This is a genomic window from Halorubrum sp. LN27, assembly GCF_016635065.1.
GTDB lineage: Archaea > Halobacteriota > Halobacteria > Halobacteriales > Haloferacaceae > Halorubrum > Halorubrum salipaludis.
In genome coordinates, this window is record NZ_JAEPET010000001.1 from 657,332 (window position 1) to 679,351 (window position 22,020).

The window sequence follows — 22,020 nt, forward strand, 5'->3', positions numbered from 1 at the left end:
TCACGGGTATATGGTTGATCGCTACGACGTCGTGATCGCGGGTGCCGGACCGGCGGGCGCCCAGTGCGCTCGCGACCTGGCGACGCGAGGCTACGACGTCGTCGTTCTCGAAACGGAGCCGGAAGCCGAGTTCCCCCGCCAGAGCAACAAGTCGACCGCCGGGACGTTCCCGTCGATGATGTCCTCCTTCGGGATCCCCGACGACGTGGTGATGTCGTACACCGACGACGTGGTGTTGGAGTCGCCCAACAGCCACTACAAGAGCTACCAGCCCGGCGCGGTGCTGGAGTTCGCCGAGTTCAAGCGGTTCCTCGTCGAGGACGGCCGCGAGAACGGCGCCGAGTACCGGTTCGACTCGCGCGTCTCCCGGCCGATCCTGAACGACGACGGCGTCATCGAGGGCGTCCGGTACAACGGCGACGAGGAGGTGTACGCCGAGGTGGTCGTCGACGCCACGGGGCCCGCGGCGCCGATCGCGAGCGCGCTCGACGTGGTCGACCTCGAACGCGAGAACCAGGCGATCGGCATCGAGTACGAGATGGAGGGCGTCGAGATGAACCACCCGGAGTACGCCGACCTGCGCCGCGCGATGATGCTCCGGCTCGACCACGACATCGCGCCCGGCGGCTACTCGTGGATCTTCGCCACCGGCGAGGACACCGCGAAGGTCGGGATCTGCTACATCCAGAACGACCGTCACCGCGAGTTCGCACAGGAGGGCCAGACCGTCGACGGCTACCTCGACGCGTGGGTCGACCGCGACCCGCGGTTCGCCGACGCCGAGAAGCTCGACGGGAAGGTCCACCGCGGCTCCGCCCACATCCAGATGCCCGACGAGATGCACACCGACCGGTTCCTCGCGATCGGCGACACGGTCCCCTCCATCGACCCGCTGTGGGGCGAGGGGATCCACAAGGGGATGAAGTCAGCTCGCGCCGCCGCGGCCACCGTCGACCGATGTCTCACCGACTCTGAGCGGCGCCTCGACGCCGAAAGCCTCGCGGTCTACGAGCGGCTCTGGCACCGCGACGTGGCCCCGCGGATGAAGGCCCGGCTGATGCTCACGCGGCTGTTGTACCTCGCACCCAACGAGCGGTACGACCGGTTCATGCGCGACCTCCGGCAGGCGGAGGAGAACACGCTGGAGAAGGCGAATCAGGGGGACAAGGCCGCGATGGCGAAGCTGCTCCACCTCTCCGACGTCCCGCTGTTGACGAAGTTCGCGCGCGAGCGGTTGGGATCGTAGGGCCACCCCCAGCGACGACGGCAGACACCCGTCTCGGCGGTCGATACGGGCGGGAATCGCAACGGGAAGGCGGGGATCTCTCGGGGATACCCTTTTCCGGTCTCGAACGGGATCGGTGAACGTGTCTCGACTCGGTCGAGCGCTCGTCTCGGTCCCGATCGGGTTCGTCGTCGGGTTCTCCGTTGCGTTCCTGTTCGCTCCGGATCCGACGGGCCTCCTTCCGATCGCCGTCGGAGCGGTGCTGTCAGCCGTGTTGACTCCGGTCGTCTACGTCGGAATCGGGAAAGCGAGCGCTGCTGAATCGGCGTGACAACTCTCGCGGACGCAGTTCTCGTCTATCGGCGGATCCGGCGGTTGCTGGGTCCTGTGAGGGGAATTCGACGACGCCGGCCGTGGGAGGAAAGCGGCGTTCGCATCGCCTTCGGGCCGAGCTCCCGAGCGCTTTCCCCGCCCTCCAGAACTGTTTAGTCCGCCGGTTTCGGAGTATCTGTCATGCTCGATTACGTGGGATTGGAGGCGGACCTGAGCGAGGAGGAGCGACTTATCCGCGACACGGCCCGGGAGTTCGTCGACGAGCGGGTGCGGCCCGACATCGGCGATCACTTCCAGGCGGGGACGTTCCCGACGGGGCTGATCGAGGAGATGGGCGAGATGGGGTTTTACGCGCCGAACCTCGACGGGTACGGGCTCCCGAACGTCTCCGAGACGGCGTACGGAATCCTGATGCAGGAGCTGGAGGCGTGCGACTCGGGGCTCCGGTCGATGGCGAGCGTGCAGGGCGCCTTGGTGATGTACCCGATCCACGCCTACGGCAGCGACGACCAGAAGGAGCGGTGGCTCCCGGCGCTCGGCGAGGGCGAGGCGGTCGGCTGTTTCGGGCTGACGGAGCCCGACCACGGGTCGAACCCCGCCGGGATGGAGACGCGGGCCGAGCGGGACGGCGACGAGTACGTCCTCCACGGGTCGAAGACCTGGATCACGAACGCGCCGATCGCCGACGTAGCGGTGGTCTGGGCGCGCGACGAGTCGGACGGTGACGACGCCGACGACGCTCCTGTCCGCGGGTTCCTCGTCGAGACGGACCGCGACGGTATCACCACGAACGAGATCGACGATAAGCTCTCGCTGCGCGCGTCGATCACCGGCGAGATCAGCCTGCAGGGCGTGCGCGTCCCCGAGTCGAACGTCCTGCCGGGCGTGTCCGGGATGAAGGGACCGCTCTCGTGTCTCACGCAGGCCCGCTTCGGGATCGCGTGGGGCGCGGTGGGCGCGGCGCGGGACTGCTTCGAGCAGGCGCGCGAGTACGCGCTCGACCGCGACCAGTTCGGCGGCCCGATCGCCCGGTTCCAGCTCCAACAGGAGAAGCTCGCGGAGATGGCCACCCAGATCACCACCGCCCAGCTCCTCGCGTACCGGCTCGCGGAGCTGAAGGAGCGCGGCGACCTCACCCCGCAACACGTCTCGATGGCGAAGCGGAACAACGTCCGCACGGCGCGCGACCAGTCGCGGATCGCCCGCGAGATGCTCGGTGGCAACGGGATCACCACCGACTACTCGCCGATGCGCCACATGGCGAACATGGAGACGGTGTACACCTACGAGGGGACCCACGACATCCACACGCTCGTGCTCGGCGAGGACCTGACGGGGATCGCGGCCTACGAGTGACGGGGCTGAGCCGACGGCCGACGGCGGTTAGATGCCGTCGAGACCCGCCGGTTTAATGCGACGTGGCCCGTCCGTCGGTAGCAAGAGCCGTGATACACGATGGATGACGTGGAACTGTCCGAGGGCGACGCCCTGCGCCGGATGTACCGGATCACCGCGGCACAGGAGCGATCGTTCGAGGACAAGCTCCCGGACCTCCTCGATCTGGGCTGTGTGTACCTCGGCGTGGAGACCGGCTTCCTCACCGAGATTGACGACGACACCCAGATGATCATGGCCGCGAGCGGCGATCACGAACTGCTTCAGCCGGGACGGAGCTGCCCGCTGTCGAAGGCGTACTGCAGGAAGACGGTCGACGTGGAGGGGGCGTTGACCGTCCAGCACGCGCGCGTCGAGGGGTGGGAGGGAGACGCCGCCTACGAGGAGTTCGGCCTGGAGACGTACATCGGCGCGAAGGTCGTCGTCGACCGCGAGGTGTACGGAACCTTCTGTTTCGCGGACACCGAGGCGCGCGATCGGCCCTTCTCCGAGGACGAGGAGACGTTCGTGGAGCTGATGGCCCAGTGGGTGAGCTACGAGATCTTCCAGAAGCGGGCCACCGAACGGATACAGCAACAGCGCGACCAGTTAGAGGAGTTCACCCGCGTCGTCTCCCACGACATCCGGAACCCGCTCGGCATCGTCGACGGGTACCTCGATCTGGCGGAACGGACCGGCGACCCCGAGCACTTCGAGCGGTGTCGCGACGCGATCGACCGGATGGAGGCGCTGATCGACGACCTGCTGTTTCTCACCCGCGAGGGACAGACGATCGGTGGCCGCGAGGAGATCCGGATCGACGAGCTCGCCCGCGAGTGCTGGTCGTTCGTGAACGCGGAGGACGGAACGCTCGAGATCGACACCGACCGCGTCGTGATGGGCGACTGGAGCCGCCTCCAGCAGGTGTTCGAGAACCTGTTCCGAAACGCGCTCGAGCACGGCGGCGAGGACGTGACGATCCGCGTCGGCGACCTCGATGGCGGCGTCTACGTCGAAGACGACGGCACGGGGATCCCCGAGGCCGAGCGCGAGCAGGTGTTCGTCGACGGGTTCACCACCGGCGAGTCAGGCACCGGGCTCGGGCTGACGATCATCCGGCAGGTCGTCGAGGCCCACGGCTGGACAGTGTCCGTGACCGAGGGCGGCGCGGGGGGCGCTCGCTTCGAGATCCGCGGGATGGAGTTCGTCGAGCCGGGGACGGGCGGCGGCGAGTAGCCGGGCATATCGGCTGCGTCGGGACGGTATTTAAACGGCCGTGAGCGACGGCGACGATCGCTTATAAGGAACGAGGCGGTGGCGTCGTCGAATTTTGACCGACTGCCAGAGGCGCGGAGCGCCTCGCTGTCGCCGGCTGCTCCGCCGCCGGCCGTCACCGGGCGGGGCTTTGGCGGTGTACTCCGTCGATCGCTCGGAGCCGTTGGAACCACGAACTCCCCCGTCCGGTCGGCGGACCGCTTATTAGGCGCCGGCCGAACCTCCCCGTGTGGACGAACTCGTCGTGAGCACGGAGGTGTACGCCGATCCCGAGGACGTGTACGCGTTCCTGCTCGACTTCCCGCGGTACGCGAACTACTCGGAGTACCTCCGAGAGGTACGGACGCTCGACGGAGACGGGGGACCGGGAACCCGCTACGCGTTGCGGTTCGCGTGGTGGAAGATCACCTACACGGCCCACTCGCGCGTCACCGGCGTCGAGCCGCCCGAGCGCATCGACTGGGAGATCACGAAGGACATCGACGCCGGCGGGTGTTGGCGAGTGACGCCGCCGGAGACGGAGGGAGAGTCCGACGAGCGGCCCGACGACCCGTGCGAGGTCGCGCTCGAAGTCGAGTTCGACCCCGGCTCGGCCAGCTCCGACGCGCTCGATCTCCCGACGCTCGTCTCGTTCGACTGGGTGTTAAAGAAGGCGATCCCCCTGATCAGAGGCGAGGCCGAGCGCGTCGTCGAGCGCGCCGTGCGCGACTTGGAGGGGTCGACCCGCGACGTCGACCTCGACGTGTACGTCGATTCCGCGCGGATCTGAGCGCGTGTGGGAGTCGGTGTCGGCGGTGTCCCCGAGTCGAAGGCCTTAATATATCCAGCGGGGAACGAATGAATGCGTACGAGGGCTCGTAGATCAGTGGTAGATCATCCCCCTGGCACGGGGAAGGCCCGGGGTTCAAATCCCCGCGAGTCCATGATTTTGCGCCGCGAGCAATAACGCGAGCGGCGCAATTCTGCAACGAGCGGGGTTTGAACCCTACCAGTCGCGCGCAGCGAACGAAGTGAGCGAGCACGTCTGGTTCTGGTTCAAATCCCCGCGAGTCCACTTCTTCACTCGCTTCGCTCGTTCAGTCGTTTCCTCGCGTGGTCCCACTCGCTCACTCCGTTCGCTCGCGGGACCCCCGCGAGTCCATATTTCTGCGCCACAAGCGGCGCGGAACTGTAGCGACGGTCTCGTCGACAACGCTGTCCTCGACGAGCTGCATCAGCTCGCAGTAGCCCTCGCGATCGGTGTCGGTTCCGATCGACTTGTCTGCGAGGACGTGGTCGGCGTCGACGTCGAGTCCGAGATCGCGGGCGTAGTCGAGAAGGTTCTCGCGCTGTGTTTCGAGCTCCTGGTCGCGGGTCGAGACCCTCGCGTAGACGGCTGCGTTTGCCATGCTGTCGCCCGCATGTCTACCTGTATTAAAACTAAGGGGCTATTCGCCAGTTGGGCGAGAAGGACCTGTTTCTCGCCATAGTATTATTATTCACCCACTGTCACGAAGTGTATGGAGTGCGAAGAGTGTGGGAACGCAGATTCGATGTCCTATACTTGCTCTCGCTGTGGGAATACATACTGTGTATCTCACCGCCTTCCGGAATCTCACGAATGCGTTGGGCTCAAAATCGAAAAAGCGAATCGAGCTGCGTTGAGGGAAGAAGGGGAGAATATTCCGTGGTTCCAGGGTGAGAGTGCGCCAATAGAATCCCGTTCCTCCGGATCGCGGCTAGATTTTGTTATCGGGCTCGTGTGGCTAATAATCACATTCCCGTTCCGAACTAAGCTTCGCTTCATTACGTTCGCTATTCTCGTCACCGGAATCTACTTGTATTTCTAAAAACCCGGCTTGTCCGATTTTCCACCAGTTCCCGGACGCACGAATTATACGTACCAGATACCACTTTCACTGGACGCATGACATATTAGTTTATTAACTACTGAACCAGAATATGGCCTCTTGGGGCGATTTCGCTATTGTCGCAGTCCGCTACGATGAGGATGACAGTCGAATAAAGGAAGTTCGCCGTATGGAAGTGAAACCAGACAAACTCGTGGACTCCGAGGCTCGAAGACGAGCCATGATTGTCAACGATATTGAGGTGAAGAACGTTGACTACACGACTGCGATCAAAAATGAGAGCGGTAGGTGGGAGCTCGGTGAGGAAGTAGATACATACGAATTAGGTGGTGAGACGTTCATCAGAACCGAACCTGGCGATACCCCAGAAGACAATTTAGGCGGCCTGCCTACCTTTTAGACGAAGATCTGTTGGTAGTCTCTCAAACCATCCGGAACACCCACGGTTTCGCTTAAATACCCTCACGGCATCCGTCGCTGACATGATACGTGACGGGGTCGTTTTCGACGACGACTACCTCCCCTCTCCCATCGTCGGCCGGAACAGCCACATGAACGAGGTGACTGACGCCCTCTCGCCGATCGAACAAGGACAGCGCGCGGAGAACTGCTTTCTCTTCGGGCCCTCCGGCGCCGGGAAGACGACGGTCGCGCGTGCCGCCGTTCGTGAGCTCCGCCGCGAAGTCCTAGACGTGCCGTACGCGTACGTGAACTGCTGGCGGGACTACACGCGGAACGCGGTCCTCGACCGACTCTCCCGCGAGCTCGTCGGGTCGGCCGTCCCACGATCGGCTTCGACGTCGACGCTGCTTGACCACGTCCACAGCAACTTCAACGGGCCCGGCGTGGTCATCCTCGATGAGGTCGACCAGCTGCGCGAGACCGAGCTGCTCTACGATTTCCACCAGTTTCGCGGGCTCTCGTGGATCGGCATCGCGAACGACGGGACTTCTGAACGAAGCGACAAATCCTCCCTCGCCCGCTCTCAGAACACCGTCGGGAACACCGCGTACACGAACGCCACCGTTAGCGCGCCGCCGACGGCGAGGTAGTACGCCACGGGGATCAGGTTCAGCCGGATGACCCGGCCGGCCTTTCCGACGAGGCCGACCGTCGCGAGCGCGGCGATCACGTTGTGGATCGCGATCGTGTTCCCGATCGACGCGCCGATCGTCTGTGCGCCGACGAGCAGCTGGGTCGAGAGGCCGAGCTCTTGTGCGATCTCGAACTGGAACGCCGCGAACGTCACGTTGCTCACGGTGATCGATCCGGCGATGAACGCCCCGAGAGTCCCGACGACGGGCGCGAAGAAGGGGTACGTCGCGCCGAGCGTCGAGGCGGTCGCGTCCGCGAGCACAACGATCATGCTCCCGTCGGCGGCCGCACCGGGGTGGGCGGCGGTCTGGAGCATCACCTCGACCATCGCGATGACGAACACTAAGGCGATCGCCGGCGAGACGATCTTCCCGGCGGCCTCCCGCCACGCGTCGGTCACGTCGCCGGCCTCCATCCGGAAGAGCGGCACCGCGAGCAGCGCGCTGACGAGCAGCCACGTCCCGGGGACGTACGCCCAGCCGATCGCGCCGCCGATCGTGGTCCCGAACAGCTCCTCGACCGCGATCGTCATTCCGGGACCGCTCTGGAGGAACGACGCGATCGGGTCGATCACCCGCGTCCCGATCAACAGCACGACGAGCGCCAGATACGGCGACCACGCGCGGAGCAGGGAGATGGACGGCTCGCCGGTGTCCGCGCGGGCCCCGCCGCCGACCGTCGGGGTCTCGTCGCCGCCCGCGACCGTCTCGGCGCCGATGTCCGCCTCCGCGGCGTCGCTGCCTGGTTCGATACTGCCGACCCAGTGGGAGGGCCACTCCTCGCGCGGCGGGAACGTCCACTCCTCCGCCGGGAGGAGATACCCCGCGTTCAGCGTCACGACGACGACGGCGCCGCCGACCATCGCCGCGATGAGCGACGGGAGCTCCGGGCCGACCAGCCACGCCGCGGCGACGTACGGGACCGCGAACGCGACGCCGGCGAACAGACAGAGCGGCGCGACCTCCCAGACCGGCGCCAACGACCTATTCTCCGGGTCGGTCGCGCCGAAGAAGTAAACGACCATCCCCACCGCGAAAAGCGGCATGAGCGTGCCCAAGAGCCCGTTGAAGACGGCCGCCCACCCGCCGGCGCTCGCGGAGTACGCGCCGACGGAGTCGAAGCCGCCGCCCACGATCGCTTCCGAGACCGCGTCGAGCGGCTGCTCGAACCCGACGATGATCGGCGTGCCGACCGCGCCGAACACGGTCGCGACGGCGTGGCCGACGAGCGCCGCGACGACGGCCGCGAACGCGGGGAACCCGAGCGCGAGCAGCAGCGGCGCGACCACCGCCGCGGGCGTGCCGAACCCGGCGACGCCCTCGATGAACGTCGCGAGGAAGAATCCCAGCAGAACGACCTGTACGCGTCGGTCGTCGCTGATCGACGCGAAACCGGCGTTGATCCGATCGACCGCCCCGGAGTTCATCAGCGTGTACAGGAGGACCAACGCGCCGAAGACTATCCAGAGGATCTCGATCGCGGCCATGGCGCCGTTCGCAGACGCGGCGAGGATCCACTCGACGGGCATGTCCCATGCGAGGAACGCGACCGCGGCGGCGGCCAGCCACGCGACCGGCATGGCGCGTGAGGCGGACCACAACAGGCCGACGAGCAGCACGGCGACGACCAACAGCGGAACCAGCGCCAGCGGCGCGCTCGCCGGGAGCGTCACCGGCGACCACCTCCGCGGCCGCGATGCCGCGGCCGTCCGACGGGTCCGCGGATCGACCGGTCACGGGGCGCGACGGAGGTCCGAATCGGCTGCGAGCGGTGCCGTTCGGAGGGGCCACACAGCGACGGTGACGTGATGTCGACGGGCATCGTCTGTGTCGGGAACTGCGGCGCGTATAAACGATCGTCACGGTTCCCGCCCTGTCGGATTCCGTAGACCGCGGGGAATTAAAGCGAGTGCATCCGGGGAATCACTCCTCGGCCGCGTTCGGCCCCGACCCCTGAACCCGCCGCGCGACGAGGGCGAAGAGCCCGAGCCCGATCAGGTAGAGCCGCCAGCCGCTGTTGGCGATCGGGAACCGCCGGTCCACCGGCTCGTCGGTGACGAGATCCGGATCTCGCGGCTCGACGGGGTTGTTGACGTGCACGGTCTCGGTCGAGCCCGTGGTTCCGGCGTCGACGCTCCGCGCGCCCGTCTCCGGGTCGACCCGCACGTCGACGAACGTCTGCACGAAGCCGTCGGCCGTCGAGAACAGGACCTCTCCCTCGAGCGCGAGGAACTGGTCCCGGAGCGGCCAGAGGAGGTTCACCCCGTCCAGGTGGGTCCAGTCGAGCGCGACGTGCGCGAAGACGTGGACGAAGATCGCCACCCACGCGACCGCGATCCACCGGCCGGAGAGGCGATCGCGGACCAGCGATCGGTCCCGGACGCGGGTGTCGTAGTACAGAAGCAGCGCGCCGACCGCGGGGACCACGAGGTTGTGGCCGACCGTCCGGTGGGCGCCGGGCATGACCGGCCCGAGGAAGCTGTCGACCTCCGGGAGCACCAGCACGACGAGCAGGGCCGCGAGCGCCCGGCGGTCGTAGTACTCCCCGAGCAGCGCGGCCGCGAGCAACAGCGCGAACCCGGCGTGGACGACGGTCGAGGGCACTACTCGGCCACCTCCGCACCGTCGTCGTCCAGCGACCGGGACCGCCGCCGGAACCGGACCGCGAGCGTCGCGAGCGCGGCCGCGACCACGACAAGCTGCCACCCGCTCCGGACGAGCGACAGCTCGCGGTCGGCCCCGAGACCGAGACCCGGCCGCCCGTCGGGGTTCACGAACGTCGGGATCGCGTGCGATCCGGTCGTCCCCGGGCTCGAAAGCGGGAGGAGCCCGGGCCCGTCCGCGGCGAGCGCGACGAACGTCTGGACGACCCCCTCCCGCGTCGAGAACACGAGCCGGCCGTCGATCAGGTAGTAGGCGTCGTGGACCGGATACAGGAGGTTTGCGCCCTCGGAGCCGAACAGGTCCGTTCCGATCCCGGCGACGAGGAACGCCGCGAGCGCGACCCACGCGACCCGCACGCCGCGCCACCCGAACCGGGCGCGGAGCCGGGATGCATCGGCCGCGGCGGTGTCCCAGTAGAGCGCGCCCGCCGCGAACGCCGGGATCCAGATCGCGTGGAAGAGGGCGTTCGTCGCGCCGGGAACGACGAGGCTCGCGACCGCGTCGAGGTCGGGGGCGACCGCGGCGACGACGACGATCGCGACCGCGCGCCGGTCGAACGCGGCGCCGAGCAGGGCCGCCGCCAGCAGCGCGCCGACCGCGGCGGCGACGAGCGTCGGAGCCATACCGCCTCTGACGGTCGCACGAGAATAAGCGCTCCGGGGACGGAACCGCTTGCCTCCGGCAGATTAGGCGCCGCGTTCGTCCCGCACGGGGTCGTCGTTCGGGTCCGGCTCGACCGCGTCGGCCGGGACGAACTCGTCGGACCCGGGCAGCAACGTCTCGTCGTCGGGTGCCGATTCCTCGACGGACGCCGATGTCTCGCTAGACGCTTCCTCGTCCGCGGTCGGCTCGCCGAGCAGCGCGGTCGCCATCTGCCGGCAGACGTACGCGACGAGGTTCGTGACGTGGAGCGCCACGAGCACGCTGACGACACCGATCGCGGTCGCGAGCAGCGCCTCGGGGAGCGTGTCGATCGCCCACGTCACCGGTTCCCCGTTGGACTCGCCGAAGGTGGCCACGTACGGGTACCGCAACGGGGCGAGTACCAGGGAGAGCCCGTTCACGAGTGCGACCAGCAGGAGGAACGCGAGGACGGTGACGAAGAACTTCAGCGAGAGGAAGCCGACGCCCCGCCACGTCGACGCCGCGTCGACGTACTTCCTGACGCCCGCGACCGCGCCGTCCGTGTCGTCGGGTATGTCGTCGTACCGGTCGAGATCTGTCCCCAACAGCCGGTTGGCGAGCCAGCGCTCGAAGCCGGCGGCGATCCGGGCGCCGATCAGCGTCGCCAGGAGTATGACGAGCCCGACGAGCACGACCGAGAGGACGAGTCCGAACGTGATCCCGAACGAAGAGAGTGTCCAGTAGACGAACCCGAGCGGGATCGCGAGCAGGAGATACAACAGGTGTCTGTACGTTCGGCCGTCGACGAGGACGCCGACGACCGGGAGGGCGGAGGGTGAACGGAGGGAGACCATGCGCGGTCGACACGTTTCTCTCCCCCGACATAAATCGATCGCAATCGGCGGGTCGCGAGGGGGTCGAACGGACCGTCTCGACCCCGTTCCGCCGATCTACCCGACGAAGAAGTCGATCGCGTCGCCGGTCGACTGTCCCTTGTACAGCTCGGAGTAGCCGCAGTTCGCGCACGAGACCACGACGAAACGCCGGTTTTGTACGTCGAACAACTTGGTAAGACCGGTGCCGCTGGTGGCGATCTCGTCCGTCTCCGTCTCCTCGCCGCCGCACTTCGGGCAGCCGTCGCGGTCGCCGGCGGCGAGCCCCGCGGACTCGGGGTCGACGCGGTCGTCGGCGGATCCGTCCCACTCGTCGGTCGGTTCGTCGCCGAAGACGGAGTACTCCGTCTCGTCGTCGTTCTCGGAGGGCATCGGTCCCACCTGCTCCCGCGACGACTAAACCTCTTGTGGCGGTCCGCGAGCTCCCGCGCGGCCCTACTCGTCGGCCTCGTCGACCAGCTCGTCGGCGACACCGGTGTAACCGGCCGGGGTCAGCGCCTTCAGCTCCTCGCGAACGCCCGCGTCGACGTCGAGGTCGTCGAAGAGGTCGCGGAAGTCGTCGAGGGTGACGCGCTTCCCCCGCGTCAGGTCCTTCACGCGCTCGTAGGCGTCGGTGTCGCCCTCGCGGCGGAGGATCGTCTGGACGGCCTCGCCGATCACCTCCGGGGTGTCCGCCAGCTCCTCGCGCATGACGGTCTCGTTCGGGACGACCGTGTCGAGGCCGTCGCCGGCCTTCGAGTAGCCGATGAGGCAGTGCGCGAGGGCGGCGCCGACGTTGCGCTTGACCGTCGAGTCTGAGAGGTCGCGCTGGAGCCGCGAGGTCGTCACGTAGTCCGCGAGGAAGGTGAGATCGGCGTTCGCCTTCGAGAGGTTCCCCTCGCTGTTCTCGAAGTCGATCGGGTTCACCTTGTGCGGCATCGTCGAGGAGCCGGTCTCGCCCTCGACGGTCCGCTGGCCGAGGTAGCGGTCGGAGACGTACAGCCACGCGTCGAGGTCCAGATCGAGGAGGACGTTGTTGACGCCGCGGAGCGCGTCGAACAGCGCCGCCAGGTCGTCGCAGGGGTTCACCTGCGTCGCGAGCGGCGTGTGTTCCAGATCGAGCCCGCGAACGAACGACTCGGCGAAGGCGGGCCAGTCGACCTCGGGGTACGCCGCGTCGTGGGCGGCGTACGTGCCCGAGGCGCCCGCGAGCTTGCCCGAGAGGTCGCCGTTCGCGACGACGACCCGCCCGAGCGCGCGGCCGAGACGAGAGGCGTACACGGCCATCTCCTTGCCGAACGTCGTCGGCGTCGCGGGCTGACCGTGCGTGCGCGCCAGCATCGGCGTGTCGCGGTGCTCCCGCGCGAGGCCGGCGAGCGCGTCGCGGACCTCGCGGATCGCGGGCACGACGACCTCGCTCACGGCCGCCTTCACCAGCAGCCGGTGCGCGAGGTTGTTCACGTCCTCGCTCGTGAGGCCGAAGTGGATCCACGGGTACAGCGCCTCGCTGTCGGCGATCGTCCCGGACGCCTCCAACCCGTCCAGCCGGACCCGCAGGAAGTACTCGACCGCCTTCACGTCGTGGTTGGTCGCGCTGTACCCCTCGGCGCCCTCGACCTCCAGCGCCTTGATCAGCCGGGCGTCCTCGGCCGAAAAGTCCTCGTGGATCCCGCGGAGCGCCGCCTCGGCGTCGCCGTCGAGGGCGATCGGGGTGGCGTCGAGCGCCGCGAGCTCGATCAGGTACTCGATCTCGACGCGGGCCCGGGCGCGCATGAGCGCGGCCTCGCTCGCGTACGGGGACAGCGGCGCGGTCCGCGAGGCGTACCGACCGTCCAGCGGGGACACCGCCGCGAGGGGGTCCGAGCGCGACAGTCCCGCGATGGCGTCGTCGCCCGGCGCGTCGCCGCCAGTCGATTCGGAGTCGCCCGCCGGTTCGGAGTCGTCGGTCATGTCCGCGACTGCCGCCGGAGCCAGCAAAAGCGTGTCGATGGGGAGTCGCACGGACGTGGATCCGTTCTCGTTCTCTGTCGGCCTCTCGACCAAATTGTATCCGCGAACGTGAACACACTCCGGCGGCGGACCGCAATCGATATACGCGATCGGTCGGTCCCCTCGTGTATGAAGATCGCCGGACTCGCGAGCAACCGGGGACGGAACCTCAGACACATCGCCGACGCCGCGCCGGGCGGCGCGGAGCTGTCGGTCGTCCTGACGAACCGCGAGCAGGCGCCCGTGCTGGAGGCCGCCACGGAGCGGCGGGTGCCCACCGAGGTCGTCGAGCGCGAGGCGGGGGAGTCGCGCGCGTCGCACGAGCGCCGAATCCTGGACCGGCTGGCGGGGTACGACTTCGATCTGGTCTGTCTGGACGGGTACATGCGCGTCCTCACCGAGGAGTTCCTCGACGCGGCGCCCACCACGCTGAACGTCCACCCCTCCCTGCTGCCCGCGTTCCCGGGCACGGACGCCCACGAGCAGGTGCTCGACGCCGGCGTCCGGACCACCGGCTGCACGGTCCACGTCGTCACCGAGGAGGTCGACGCCGGCCCGATCGTGACACAGGAGCCGGTGCCGGTCTACGAGGGCGACGACGCCGACGCGCTGAAAGACCGGGTGCTTCGCGACGCCGAGTTCACGGCGTACCCGCGCGCGGTGCGGTGGTTCGCCGAGGACCGCGTGACGGTCGAGCGCGACGCCGACGGGGCGCCCGAGAACGTGACCGTCGAGGGCGACACCGGGGGCGACTTCCCCGAAAGACGGTTCGTCTCCGAGGAGCGCGCCGACACGCTGCGGTACGGCGAGAACCCGCATCAGGACGCCGCGCTCTACGTCGACGACGGCTGCGAGGAGGCGAGCGTCGTCGACGCGCCACAGCTGAACCCCGGCGCGAAGGGGATGGGGTACAACAACTACAACGACGCCGACGCCGCCCTCGACCTGGTCAAGGAGTTCGACGAGCCCGCCGCCGCCGTGATCAAACACACGAACCCGGCCGGCTGTGCGACCAGCGACACGCTCGCGGACGCGTACGACCGCGCGCTCCGCACCGACGCGAAGTCGGCGTTCGGCGGCATCGTCGCCCTGAACCGCGAGTGCGACGCCGACACCGCCGACGCCATCGTCGACTCGTTCAAGGAGGTCGTCGTCGCCCCGGGCTACACCGACAGCGCGCTCGACGTGCTCCGAGAGAAGAAGAACCTCCGCGTGCTCGACGTGGGGCCTCTCGGCGAGGGCGAGGAGCGGTTCTCCGAGCGGTTCACGGAGAAACCGATCGTCGGGGGACGGCTGGTCCAGGAGCGGGACCGCCAGTCACCGACCGCCGCCGAACTCGACGTGGTCACCGAGCGCGAGCCGACCGACGAGCAGCTGGAGACGATGACCTTCGCGTGGAAGACGCTCAAACACGTGAAGTCGAACGGGATCCTGTTCGCGACCGGCACCGAGACGGTCGGCGTCGGGATGGGACAGGTGTCGCGCGTCGACGCCGTCACGCTCGCGGCGATGAAGGCGGAGAAGGACGCCGACGGGAAATCGGCCGAGGGGGCGGTGATGGCCTCGGACGCGTTCTTCCCGTTCCCGGACGCGATCGAGGAGGCGGCCGAGGCCGGGATCGAGGCCGTGATCCAGCCCGGCGGCTCCGTCAACGACGAGGACGTGATCGCCGCGGCCGACGACCACAACATGGCGATGGCCTTCACCGGCTCGCGCTGCTTCCGGCACGACTGAGCCGGCGACCGCTCGGGACCCGGAACGGCCCGCCGAAGCCGTCGGATACATGGGCGTCGCCGCGCTCGTTGGCCCATGGCTGCCGACGACCGCAACGCCTTCGAAGTGTACCGCGACCGGGTCGATCGGCCCCTCCTGCGGCTGTTCCGCGAGTACGGTGCCCCCGAGGCGCACTGGCTCGTGATCGGGATGGCCGCGAACGTCGTCGCCCGGATCGCGGGGCTGGTCCCCCCGGTCGTGCTCGGCGTCGCCATCGACGCCGTGTTCACCGGAACCGGCCCGTACACCCTCCCGATCGTTCCGGACGCGTGGCTCCCGACCGCCGAGCCCGCGCAGTTCCGGCTCTCCGTCGCGCTCATCGTCGGGTCGTTCCTCGTGACGGGGGTGTTCACGTACGTCTACGGCATCGCCGCGAACAACTTCGCCCACCGCGTGATGCACTCGGTCCGGACCGACTCCTTCGACCAGATGCAGCGGCTCGACATGACCTTCTTCGACGACAAACAGACCGGCGAGGTGATGAGCGTCCTCAACAACGACGCCTCGAACCTGGAGGTCTTCTTGGACAACGCGCTCCAGAACTCCGCGCGGCTCGGCGTGATGGTCGTCGGCATCGCGGGCGTCCTCCTCTACTACAACTACGAACTGGCGGTCGTCACCCTCTCGGCCATCCCGCTGATGATCCTCTTTACGCTGTGGTTCATGCGCGCGGTCGAGCCGCGGTACGTCGCCCAGCGCTCCGTCGTCGGCGACCTCAACACGGCCCTCGAAAACGCCCTCTCGGGCGTCGAGCTCGTGAAGACCTCCAACACCGAGGCCCACGAGAGCGACCGCGTCGAGACCGCCTCGAAGCAGTACTTCGAGCGCACGATGTCGATCCTCCGGCTCAACTTCGTCTACCGGCCGGGCATGGAGCTGTTCGCCGGCCTCGCGTTCGCCGCCACCTTCGCGGTCGGCGGCTACTGGCTCTCGGCCGGCCCGCCGGGCCCCTTCTCGACGACGCTCACGGTGGGGACGTTCGTCACGTTCGTCCTGTTGACCCAGCAGTTCGTCGCCCCGCTCGCGGAGGTGTCGAACATCATCGACCAGTACGAGAACGCGAAGGCCTCCTGCGAGCGCGTCTTCGGCCTCCGAGACATCCCGATCCGGATCACCGACGCCGACGACGCGGTCGACCTCGGCGGGGAAAGCGACAGTGTCGCCGGCGCGGTCGAGTACGACGACGTCTCGTTCGCCTACGCCGAGAACGCGCTCGTCGACCCCGAAGACGCCGACGAGGAGGTGATCCGGAACGTCTCCTTCGAGGCCGCCCCCGGCGACACCGTCGCCCTCGTGGGGCCGACCGGCGCCGGGAAGTCCACCCTCCTCAAGCTCCTGCTCCGCCTGTACGACGTGACCGACGGCGCGGTCCGGGTCGACGGCCGCGACGTGCGAGACCTCACCGTCGAGAGCCTCCGGTCGAACGTGGGGTACGTCGCGCAGGACACCACCCTGTTCGACGGCACCATCGCCGAGAACATCCGGTACGGTCGGTTCACGGGGAGCGGCGTCAGCGGAGCCGAGAGCGGCGACGCGGCCGGGAGCGGCGCGGCCGAGCGCGACGCGACCGGAAGCGGCGCGGCCGAGCGCGACGCGGTCCGCGAGCGCGTGATCGAGGCCGCGAAGGCGGCCGAGGCCCACGAGTTCATCGACTCGCTGCCGAACGGCTACGACACCCGGATCGGCGAGGAGGGGATGAAGCTCTCCGGCGGCCAGCGCCAGCGGGTCGCCATCGCGCGGGTCGTCCTCCAGGACCCCGCGATCTTGATCCTCGACGAGGCGACCTCCGCGGTCGACACCGAGACGGAGATGCTCATCCAGCGCTCGCTCGACGAGCTCGCGGCCGACCGCACCACCTTCGTCATCGCGCACCGCCTCTCGACGGTGACCGACGCGGACCTGACGCTCGTGCTGGAGGACGGCGAGGTCGTCGAGCGCGGCACCCACGACGAGCTCCTCGACGCCGACGGCCTCTACGCGAAGCTCTGGGGCGTGCAAGCCGGCGAGATCGACGAGCTCCCCGACGAGTTCGTCGAGCGCGCCCGCGAGCGGCACGTCGACCGCGCGCTCGAGCGGGCGATAGCGGAGGGGACCGTCGAGAGCGAGACGCTCGACGACTGAGACGCGAAGGCGGAACGGACTGCGGCCGACGCCGACTCAGTCGTCGCTTGACGCCTGGCCCGTCGCGTCCGACTCGGCGCCGGGAACGGCGGCGGCGGGCTCCGGCGGCTCCTCGCGCACGTCGGCGCCCTTGCCCTCGGCGATGACCTCGGCGTAGGCGTCGGGGAAGACGCGCACGAAGTCGTCGAGCGCGGCCGTCCAGTCGTCGAGCAGCTCGGCCGCCCGGTCGCTGTTCGTGTAGGCGTGGTGGTTCTCGACGAGCCGGCGGAGCATGCGCTCGTCGGACTCGTCTAAGGTCTCCGAGACCGACACCATCCCGCGGTTCACGCGGTCGTCGAACCGGTTGTCGGGGTCGTACACGTACGCGACGCCGCCGGACATCCCGGCCGCGAAGTTCCGGCCGGTGTCGCCGAGCACGGCGACGACGCCGCCGGTCATGTACTCGCAGCCGTGGTCGCCCACGCCCTCGACGACCGCCCTCACGCCGGAGTTGCGGACGCCGAACCGCTCGCCGGCGACGCCGTTGACGTACACCTCGCCGCTCGTCGCGCCGTACAGCCCGACGTTGCCCGCGACGACGTTCTCGGCGGGGTCGTAGCCGGCCTCCTCGGGCGTGTCGATCACGATCCGGCCGCCGGAGAGCCCCTTGCCGAGGTAGTCGTTGGCGGCGCCGGACAGCTCCATGGTGATCCCGGACGCGAGGAACGCGCCGAAGCTCTGGCCCGCGTAGCCGTCGAACCGGCAGGTGACGGTGTCGTCCGGGAGCCCGTCGCCGCCGTGCTCGGAGACGACCCGGTTCGAGAGGGTCGCGCCGATCGCGCGGTCGACGTTCTCCACGTCGCGGGTGAGCGCGACGGGTGCGCCGTCCTCGATGGCCGGGGTCGCCTCCTCGATGAGGTCCCAGTCGAGCAGCTCGTCGATGCCGGAGTGCTCCTGCTCGCGGGTCTTCGTCCGGGCGTCGCCCGCGGGCTCGGCGATGACCGCCGACAGGTCGAGGTGTTTCGCCTTCTCGTGGTCGGTCTCGCGTTGGGAGAGGAGCTCGGGCCGGCCGATGAACTCCTCGACCTCGGTGTAGCCGAGCTCGGCCATGATCTCGCGGAGCTCCTGCGCGATGAACGTCATGTAGTTGATGACGTGGTCCGGCTGGCCGGGGAAGCGCTGGCGGAGGTCCTCGCGCTGGGTGGCGACGCCGACCGGGCAGGTGTTCTCGTGGCACTGCCGGGCCATCACGCAGCCCGAGGTGACGAGCGAGGCGGTGCCGAACACGTACTCCTCGGCGCCGAGCGCGGCGGCGACCGCCACGTCGCGGCCGGTCTTCAGGCCGCCGTCCGCGGTGACGCGGATGCGGTCCCGGAGGCCGGTCGCGCGGAGCATCTGGTTCGCCTCGGCGAGCCCGAGCTCCCACGGGAGCCCCGCGTTCTTGATCGACGTCTTCGGCGACGCGCCGGTCCCCCCGTCGTGGCCGGAGACGTGGACCACGTCGGCGTTCGCCTTCGCGACGCCGGCCGCGATGGTGCCGATCCCCGCCTCGGAGACCAGCTTCACGTTGATGTCGGCCTCGGGGCTCGCTGCCTTCAGGTCGAAGATCAGCTGTTTGAGGTCCTCGATCGAGTAGATGTCGTGTTGCGGCGGCGGCGAGATGAGTCCGACGCCCGGGGTGGAACACCGGACGTGCGCGATCATCTCGTTGACCTTCTTGCCGGGGAGGTGGCCGCCCTCGCCGGGCTTCGACCCCTGCGCCATCTTGATCTGGAGCTCGTCCGCGCTCGCGAGGTACTCGGAGGTGACGCCGAACCGACCCGAGGCAACCTGCTTGACGTTACACTCCTTCTCGGTGTCGAAGCGCTCCGGGGGCTCGCCGCCCTCGCCGGTGTTCGACTTCGCGCCCAGCCGGTTCATCGCGATCGCGTTGTTCTCGTGGGCCTCCGGCGAGATGCTCCCGAGGCTCATCGCGGCCGTCGAGAAGCGCTCCACGATCGACTCGACGGACTCGACCTCCTCGACCGGGACGGGGTCACGGTCGGACTCGAACTCGAGGAGGCCGCGCAGCGTCTGTAGCTCCTCGGACTGGTCGTTCACGAGCTCCGCGAACTCCCGGTACTGCTCGTAGTCGCCCCCGCGGACCGCCTGCTGGAGCGTCCCGACCGTCTGGGGGTTCCAGCCGTGTTTGATCCCCGACGACCGGTGCTCGTACTCGCCCGTGGTCTCCAGTTCGGGGTCGGCGCCGAAGGCCATCGCGTGGCGCGTCCGGAGGTCGTCTTCGATCTCGCCGATCCCGATCCCCTCGGTGCGGATCTCGGTGCCCTCGAAGTACTCGCCGACGAAGTCGGAGTCGAGCCCGACGGCCTCGAAGATCTGGGCGCCCTGATACGACTCCATCGTCGAGATCCCCATCTTCGCCATCGTCTTGAGGAGGCCGTCCTCCAGCGCGTGCCGGTAGGCGGCGAGCGCCTCGTCCTCGTCGGCGCCGTCGGGACCGGCGACTACGTCGGCGATGGAGGCGTACGCGAGGTACGGGTCGACCGCGTCGGCGCCGTACCCGACCAGCGTCGCGATGTGGTGGACCTCGTGCGGCTCGCCGGACTCGACGACGATCCCCGCGCGGTTCCGCAGTCCGTTCCGGACGAGGTGGTGATGGACCGCGCCGGTCGCGAGCAGGCTCGGCACCGCGAGCCGGTCCGGCCCGACCGCCCGGTCGGAGAGGATCACGGCGTCGGCGCCGTCCTCGATGGCGGTCGCGGACTCCTCGCGGATCCGAGTCACGGCGTCGACGAGCGAGTCGTCGCGGTCGTACGTCGCGTCGACGGTCACGGAGCTGAACGACGCCGCGTCCGGACCGTCGTCGTCTCCCGGCGTCCGTTCGCCCGGGCCCGGGAGCTCGCGCAGCGTGACCGTCTCCGCGTCGGTGAAGATCGGGGTCTCGGAAACGATCTGCTCGGCGTGTTCGGGGGTCTCGTCCAGCAGGTTCCGCTGATTCCCAATCCGGGTCTCCAGCGAGGTGACGAGCTCCTCGCGGATGTAGTCGATCGGCGGGTTCGACACCTGCGCGAACAGCTGCTTGAAGTAAGTGAACAGCGGGCGGTCGACGTCGGCGAGCACCGACAGCGGGGTGTCGTCGCCCATCGAGCCGACCGGGTCCTTCCCCTCCTTCGCCATCGGCTCGACGAGGTGGTTCAGGGCGTCGGTGGTGTAGCCGAACGCGGCCTGGTGGGCGCGCACGGTCGGCTCCGTCTCGTCGTCGTCTCCCTCGGCTTCGTCGTCATCCGACCCGATCCCCGCGGCGATCGCGTCCTCGTCGACGATGTCGTCGAGGTCGACCTGGCGCTCGCCGACCCACTCGCCGTACTTCTCGTCGGTGAGGCTCTCGAACACCTCGTCGTCGGGGACGATCCGCCCCTCCTCCGGGTCGGCGACGAAGATCTCGCCGGGCTGGAGCCGGCCGCGGCGCGTCACGTCCGCCGGCTCGGTGGGGAGCGCGCCGACCTCGCTGCCGACGATCAGCCGGTTGTCCTCGGTGACCTCGTACCGGCACGGGCGGAGCCCGTTGCGGTCTAAGACGCCGGCGACGCGGTCGCCGTCGAAGCCGATGACGAGGGCGGGGCCGTCCCACGGCTCCACGAGGGAGGCGTGGTAGTCGTAGAAGTCGGCGCGGGCCTGATCCATCAGGTCGTCGTCGCGGAACGCCTCCGGGATCAGCATCCGGAGGGTGTGCGGGAGGTCGCGGCCCGCCTGCAGGAGGAGCTCGACCGCGTTGTCGACGCTCGCGGTGTCGGACTGGTTCGGGTCGTCGATCACCGGCTTGATCGTGTCGAGCTCCGCGCCGAACGCCGGGTGATCGAGGTCGTTCTCGCGGGCGCGCATCCAGTTGACGTTCCCGCGGATCGTGTTGAACTCGCCGTTGTGGACGACGTTGCGGTACGGGTGCGCGAGGTGCCACGCGCCCAGCGTGTTCGTTGAGAAGCGCGCGTGGACTAAGGCGACGTGGCTCGCGAAGCGCTCGTCGGTCAGGTCGGTGTAGTAGCCGTCGAGCTGCGAGCCCTTCAGGAGGCCCTTATACACGACGCGCTGGCGGTCGAGCGAGCAGACGTAGAACCGCCCCGCCCCGTCGACCTCGGACACCGCGTTCTCGATCTCGCGGCGCGCGGCGTATAGCGCGCGGTCGAAGCCGAGGATCTCCGGGTCGACGTCGTCTGGGCGCGTCTCCTCGCTGGTGAACCGCTCGGCGAGGCCGGCGCCCTCGACGGGCGCGGCGAACAGCTGGGCGACCTCCGGCTCGGAGTCGAGCGCGGTCGCGCCCAGGTCCGTGTTGTCCGTCGGGACGGAGCGCCACTCTAAGACCTCCAGCCCGTACACCGAGAACACCTCCGCGATGACGTCGTGGATCTCGGCCTGGACGCTCGGTTCGGTCGGCATGAACACGGACCCGACCGCGTACTCCTCGGGGAGGTCGGCGTCGACGACCTCGCGGAAGAAGTCGTTCGGGCGCGCGACCATGATGCCGGCCCCGTCACCCGTGTCTTCCTCTGCGCCCGTCGTCCCGCGGTGCTCGAGGTTCTCCAGCAGCTCGACGGCGTCCGTGACCGTCTCGTGGCTCGGATCGCCGTCGAGGTCGACGATCCCGCCGATTCCGCAGTTCGAACGCTCGTCCGTTACCTCCGCAAGCCCCCCACCGTGGCCCGAGAGATCCCGCTCCGATACCCCCCGGGTGTTACTACGTGGCTCGGTCATGGTACACACTCGTGATCCGTCACTTAAAGGTATGACCCTGATAGGGGTAGGATCCATCGTACACACATTAGGGAATATAAGGTAATTATTCATCAGGG

General features: G+C 68.5%; 17 protein-coding genes, 1 tRNA gene and 1 pseudogene. 11 read left to right on the forward strand and 8 right to left on the reverse strand.

Annotated features, from left to right (window positions below):
- Positions 1-10 precede the first annotated feature (10 nt).
- From JIN95_RS03190 to JIN95_RS03215, 6 genes are all read left to right on the forward strand, one after another.
- On the forward strand, positions 11-1,246 hold the full coding sequence (locus JIN95_RS03190; RefSeq protein ID WP_200530494.1) for a digeranylgeranylglycerophospholipid reductase: 1,236 nt from the start codon (positions 11-13) through the stop codon (positions 1,244-1,246).
- Between the two features lie 121 nt (positions 1,247-1,367).
- Complete coding sequence (locus JIN95_RS03195; RefSeq protein ID WP_200530495.1) at positions 1,368-1,556, forward strand: hypothetical protein; 189 nt, start codon at positions 1,368-1,370, stop codon at positions 1,554-1,556.
- A gap of 182 nt (positions 1,557-1,738) precedes the next feature.
- Positions 1,739-2,914: an acyl-CoA dehydrogenase family protein gene (locus JIN95_RS03200; protein WP_200530496.1), complete on the forward strand. Its 1,176-nt coding sequence runs from the start codon at positions 1,739-1,741 to the stop codon at positions 2,912-2,914.
- A 99-nt stretch (positions 2,915-3,013) separates the two neighbouring features.
- The gene (locus JIN95_RS03205; protein ID WP_200530497.1) at positions 3,014-4,168 is read left to right on the forward strand and encodes a GAF domain-containing sensor histidine kinase; all 1,155 of its coding nucleotides are present in this window, start codon (positions 3,014-3,016) and stop codon (positions 4,166-4,168) included.
- A 268-nt stretch (positions 4,169-4,436) separates the two neighbouring features.
- Positions 4,437-4,976 (forward strand): SRPBCC family protein, encoded by a 540-nt coding sequence (locus tag JIN95_RS03210; protein WP_095636495.1) that lies wholly within the window; start codon positions 4,437-4,439, stop codon positions 4,974-4,976.
- An 82-nt stretch (positions 4,977-5,058) separates the two neighbouring features.
- A tRNA-Ala gene (locus JIN95_RS03215) sits at positions 5,059-5,130 on the forward strand.
- Between the two features lie 183 nt (positions 5,131-5,313).
- Here JIN95_RS03215 and JIN95_RS03220 read toward each other — a convergent pair.
- Positions 5,314-5,595, reverse strand: coding sequence for a recombinase family protein (locus JIN95_RS03220; protein ID WP_234699153.1), 282 nt, complete (start codon positions 5,593-5,595; stop codon positions 5,314-5,316).
- 111 nt (positions 5,596-5,706) lie between these two features.
- On the opposite strand from JIN95_RS03220, the gene JIN95_RS03225 reads away from it, so the two are divergent.
- The 3 genes and pseudogenes from JIN95_RS03225 to JIN95_RS03235 all read left to right on the forward strand — a co-directional run.
- A complete protein-coding gene (locus JIN95_RS03225) occupies positions 5,707-6,036 on the forward strand; it encodes an AN1-type zinc finger protein (RefSeq protein WP_200530498.1) in 330 nt (109 codons plus the stop codon).
- Positions 6,037-6,148: 112 nt separating this feature from the next.
- Positions 6,149-6,457 (forward strand): DUF3892 domain-containing protein, encoded by a 309-nt coding sequence (locus tag JIN95_RS03230; protein ID WP_200530499.1) that lies wholly within the window; start codon positions 6,149-6,151, stop codon positions 6,455-6,457.
- An 82-nt stretch (positions 6,458-6,539) separates the two neighbouring features.
- Positions 6,540-7,001: pseudogene (locus JIN95_RS03235) on the forward strand (AAA family ATPase); the annotation flags it as partial.
- A gap of 41 nt (positions 7,002-7,042) precedes the next feature.
- Here JIN95_RS03235 and JIN95_RS03240 read toward each other — a convergent pair.
- From JIN95_RS03240 to purB, 6 genes are all read right to left on the reverse strand, one after another.
- Complete coding sequence (locus tag JIN95_RS03240) at positions 7,043-8,824, reverse strand: L-lactate permease (protein ID WP_200530500.1); 1,782 nt, start codon at positions 8,822-8,824, stop codon at positions 7,043-7,045.
- A 250-nt stretch (positions 8,825-9,074) separates the two neighbouring features.
- The gene (locus tag JIN95_RS03245) at positions 9,075-9,755 is read right to left on the reverse strand and encodes a metal-dependent hydrolase (protein WP_095636498.1); all 681 of its coding nucleotides are present in this window, start codon (positions 9,753-9,755) and stop codon (positions 9,075-9,077) included.
- Positions 9,755-10,438 (reverse strand): hypothetical protein, encoded by a 684-nt coding sequence (locus JIN95_RS03250; RefSeq protein ID WP_200530501.1) that lies wholly within the window; start codon positions 10,436-10,438, stop codon positions 9,755-9,757. The genes JIN95_RS03245 and JIN95_RS03250 overlap by 1 nt, the downstream gene beginning before the upstream one ends.
- 63 nt (positions 10,439-10,501) lie before the next feature.
- Complete coding sequence (locus tag JIN95_RS03255; protein WP_200530502.1) at positions 10,502-11,293, reverse strand: sensor domain-containing protein; 792 nt, start codon at positions 11,291-11,293, stop codon at positions 10,502-10,504.
- Between the two features lie 96 nt (positions 11,294-11,389).
- Positions 11,390-11,704 carry a zinc ribbon domain-containing protein gene (locus JIN95_RS03260; protein ID WP_095636501.1) on the reverse strand — a complete coding sequence of 105 codons (315 nt, stop codon included), beginning with the start codon at positions 11,702-11,704 and terminating at the stop codon, positions 11,390-11,392.
- Positions 11,705-11,767: 63 nt separating this feature from the next.
- Positions 11,768-13,261 (reverse strand): adenylosuccinate lyase, encoded by a 1,494-nt coding sequence (gene purB / locus JIN95_RS03265; protein WP_200530503.1) that lies wholly within the window; start codon positions 13,259-13,261, stop codon positions 11,768-11,770.
- A gap of 168 nt (positions 13,262-13,429) precedes the next feature.
- On the opposite strand from purB, the gene purN reads away from it, so the two are divergent.
- Together purN and JIN95_RS03275 are read left to right on the forward strand one after the other, a co-directional pair.
- On the forward strand, positions 13,430-15,034 hold the full coding sequence (gene purN / locus JIN95_RS03270) for a phosphoribosylglycinamide formyltransferase (protein WP_200530504.1): 1,605 nt from the start codon (positions 13,430-13,432) through the stop codon (positions 15,032-15,034).
- Between the two features lie 75 nt (positions 15,035-15,109).
- On the forward strand, positions 15,110-17,194 hold the full coding sequence (locus JIN95_RS03275) for an ABC transporter ATP-binding protein (protein WP_200530505.1): 2,085 nt from the start codon (positions 15,110-15,112) through the stop codon (positions 17,192-17,194).
- 36 nt (positions 17,195-17,230) lie between these two features.
- Here the strand turns inward: JIN95_RS03275 and gltB are convergent, their stop codons facing one another.
- Complete coding sequence (gltB, locus tag JIN95_RS03280; protein ID WP_200530506.1) at positions 17,231-21,922, reverse strand: glutamate synthase large subunit; 4,692 nt, start codon at positions 21,920-21,922, stop codon at positions 17,231-17,233.
- Positions 21,923-22,020 lie beyond the last annotated feature (98 nt).

What these genes read in the sequence shown, in the direction of transcription:
- JIN95_RS03220 (WP_234699153.1), bottom strand. Translation starts at nt 5,595, where the DNA reads ATGGCAAACGCAGCCGTCTACGCGAGGGTCTCGACCCGCGACCAGGAG.
- JIN95_RS03260 (WP_095636501.1), bottom strand. Translation starts at nt 11,704, where the DNA reads ATGCCCTCCGAGAACGACGACGAGACGGAGTACTCCGTCTTCGGCGAC.
- purB (WP_200530503.1), bottom strand. Translation starts at nt 13,261, where the DNA reads ATGACCGACGACTCCGAACCGGCGGGCGACTCCGAATCGACTGGCGGC.
- purN (WP_200530504.1), top strand. Translation starts at nt 13,430, where the DNA reads ATGAAGATCGCCGGACTCGCGAGCAACCGGGGACGGAACCTCAGACAC.
- gltB (WP_200530506.1), bottom strand. Translation starts at nt 21,922, where the DNA reads ATGACCGAGCCACGTAGTAACACCCGGGGGGTATCGGAGCGGGATCTC.
- JIN95_RS03225 (WP_200530498.1), top strand. Translation starts at nt 5,707, where the DNA reads ATGGAGTGCGAAGAGTGTGGGAACGCAGATTCGATGTCCTATACTTGC.
- JIN95_RS03200 (WP_200530496.1), top strand. Translation starts at nt 1,739, where the DNA reads ATGCTCGATTACGTGGGATTGGAGGCGGACCTGAGCGAGGAGGAGCGA.
- JIN95_RS03275 (WP_200530505.1), top strand. Translation starts at nt 15,110, where the DNA reads ATGGCTGCCGACGACCGCAACGCCTTCGAAGTGTACCGCGACCGGGTC.
- JIN95_RS03205 (WP_200530497.1), top strand. Translation starts at nt 3,014, where the DNA reads ATGGATGACGTGGAACTGTCCGAGGGCGACGCCCTGCGCCGGATGTAC.
- JIN95_RS03230 (WP_200530499.1), top strand. Translation starts at nt 6,149, where the DNA reads ATGGCCTCTTGGGGCGATTTCGCTATTGTCGCAGTCCGCTACGATGAG.
- JIN95_RS03250 (WP_200530501.1), bottom strand. Translation starts at nt 10,438, where the DNA reads ATGGCTCCGACGCTCGTCGCCGCCGCGGTCGGCGCGCTGCTGGCGGCG.
- JIN95_RS03255 (WP_200530502.1), bottom strand. Translation starts at nt 11,293, where the DNA reads ATGGTCTCCCTCCGTTCACCCTCCGCCCTCCCGGTCGTCGGCGTCCTC.
- JIN95_RS03190 (WP_200530494.1), top strand. Translation starts at nt 11, where the DNA reads ATGGTTGATCGCTACGACGTCGTGATCGCGGGTGCCGGACCGGCGGGC.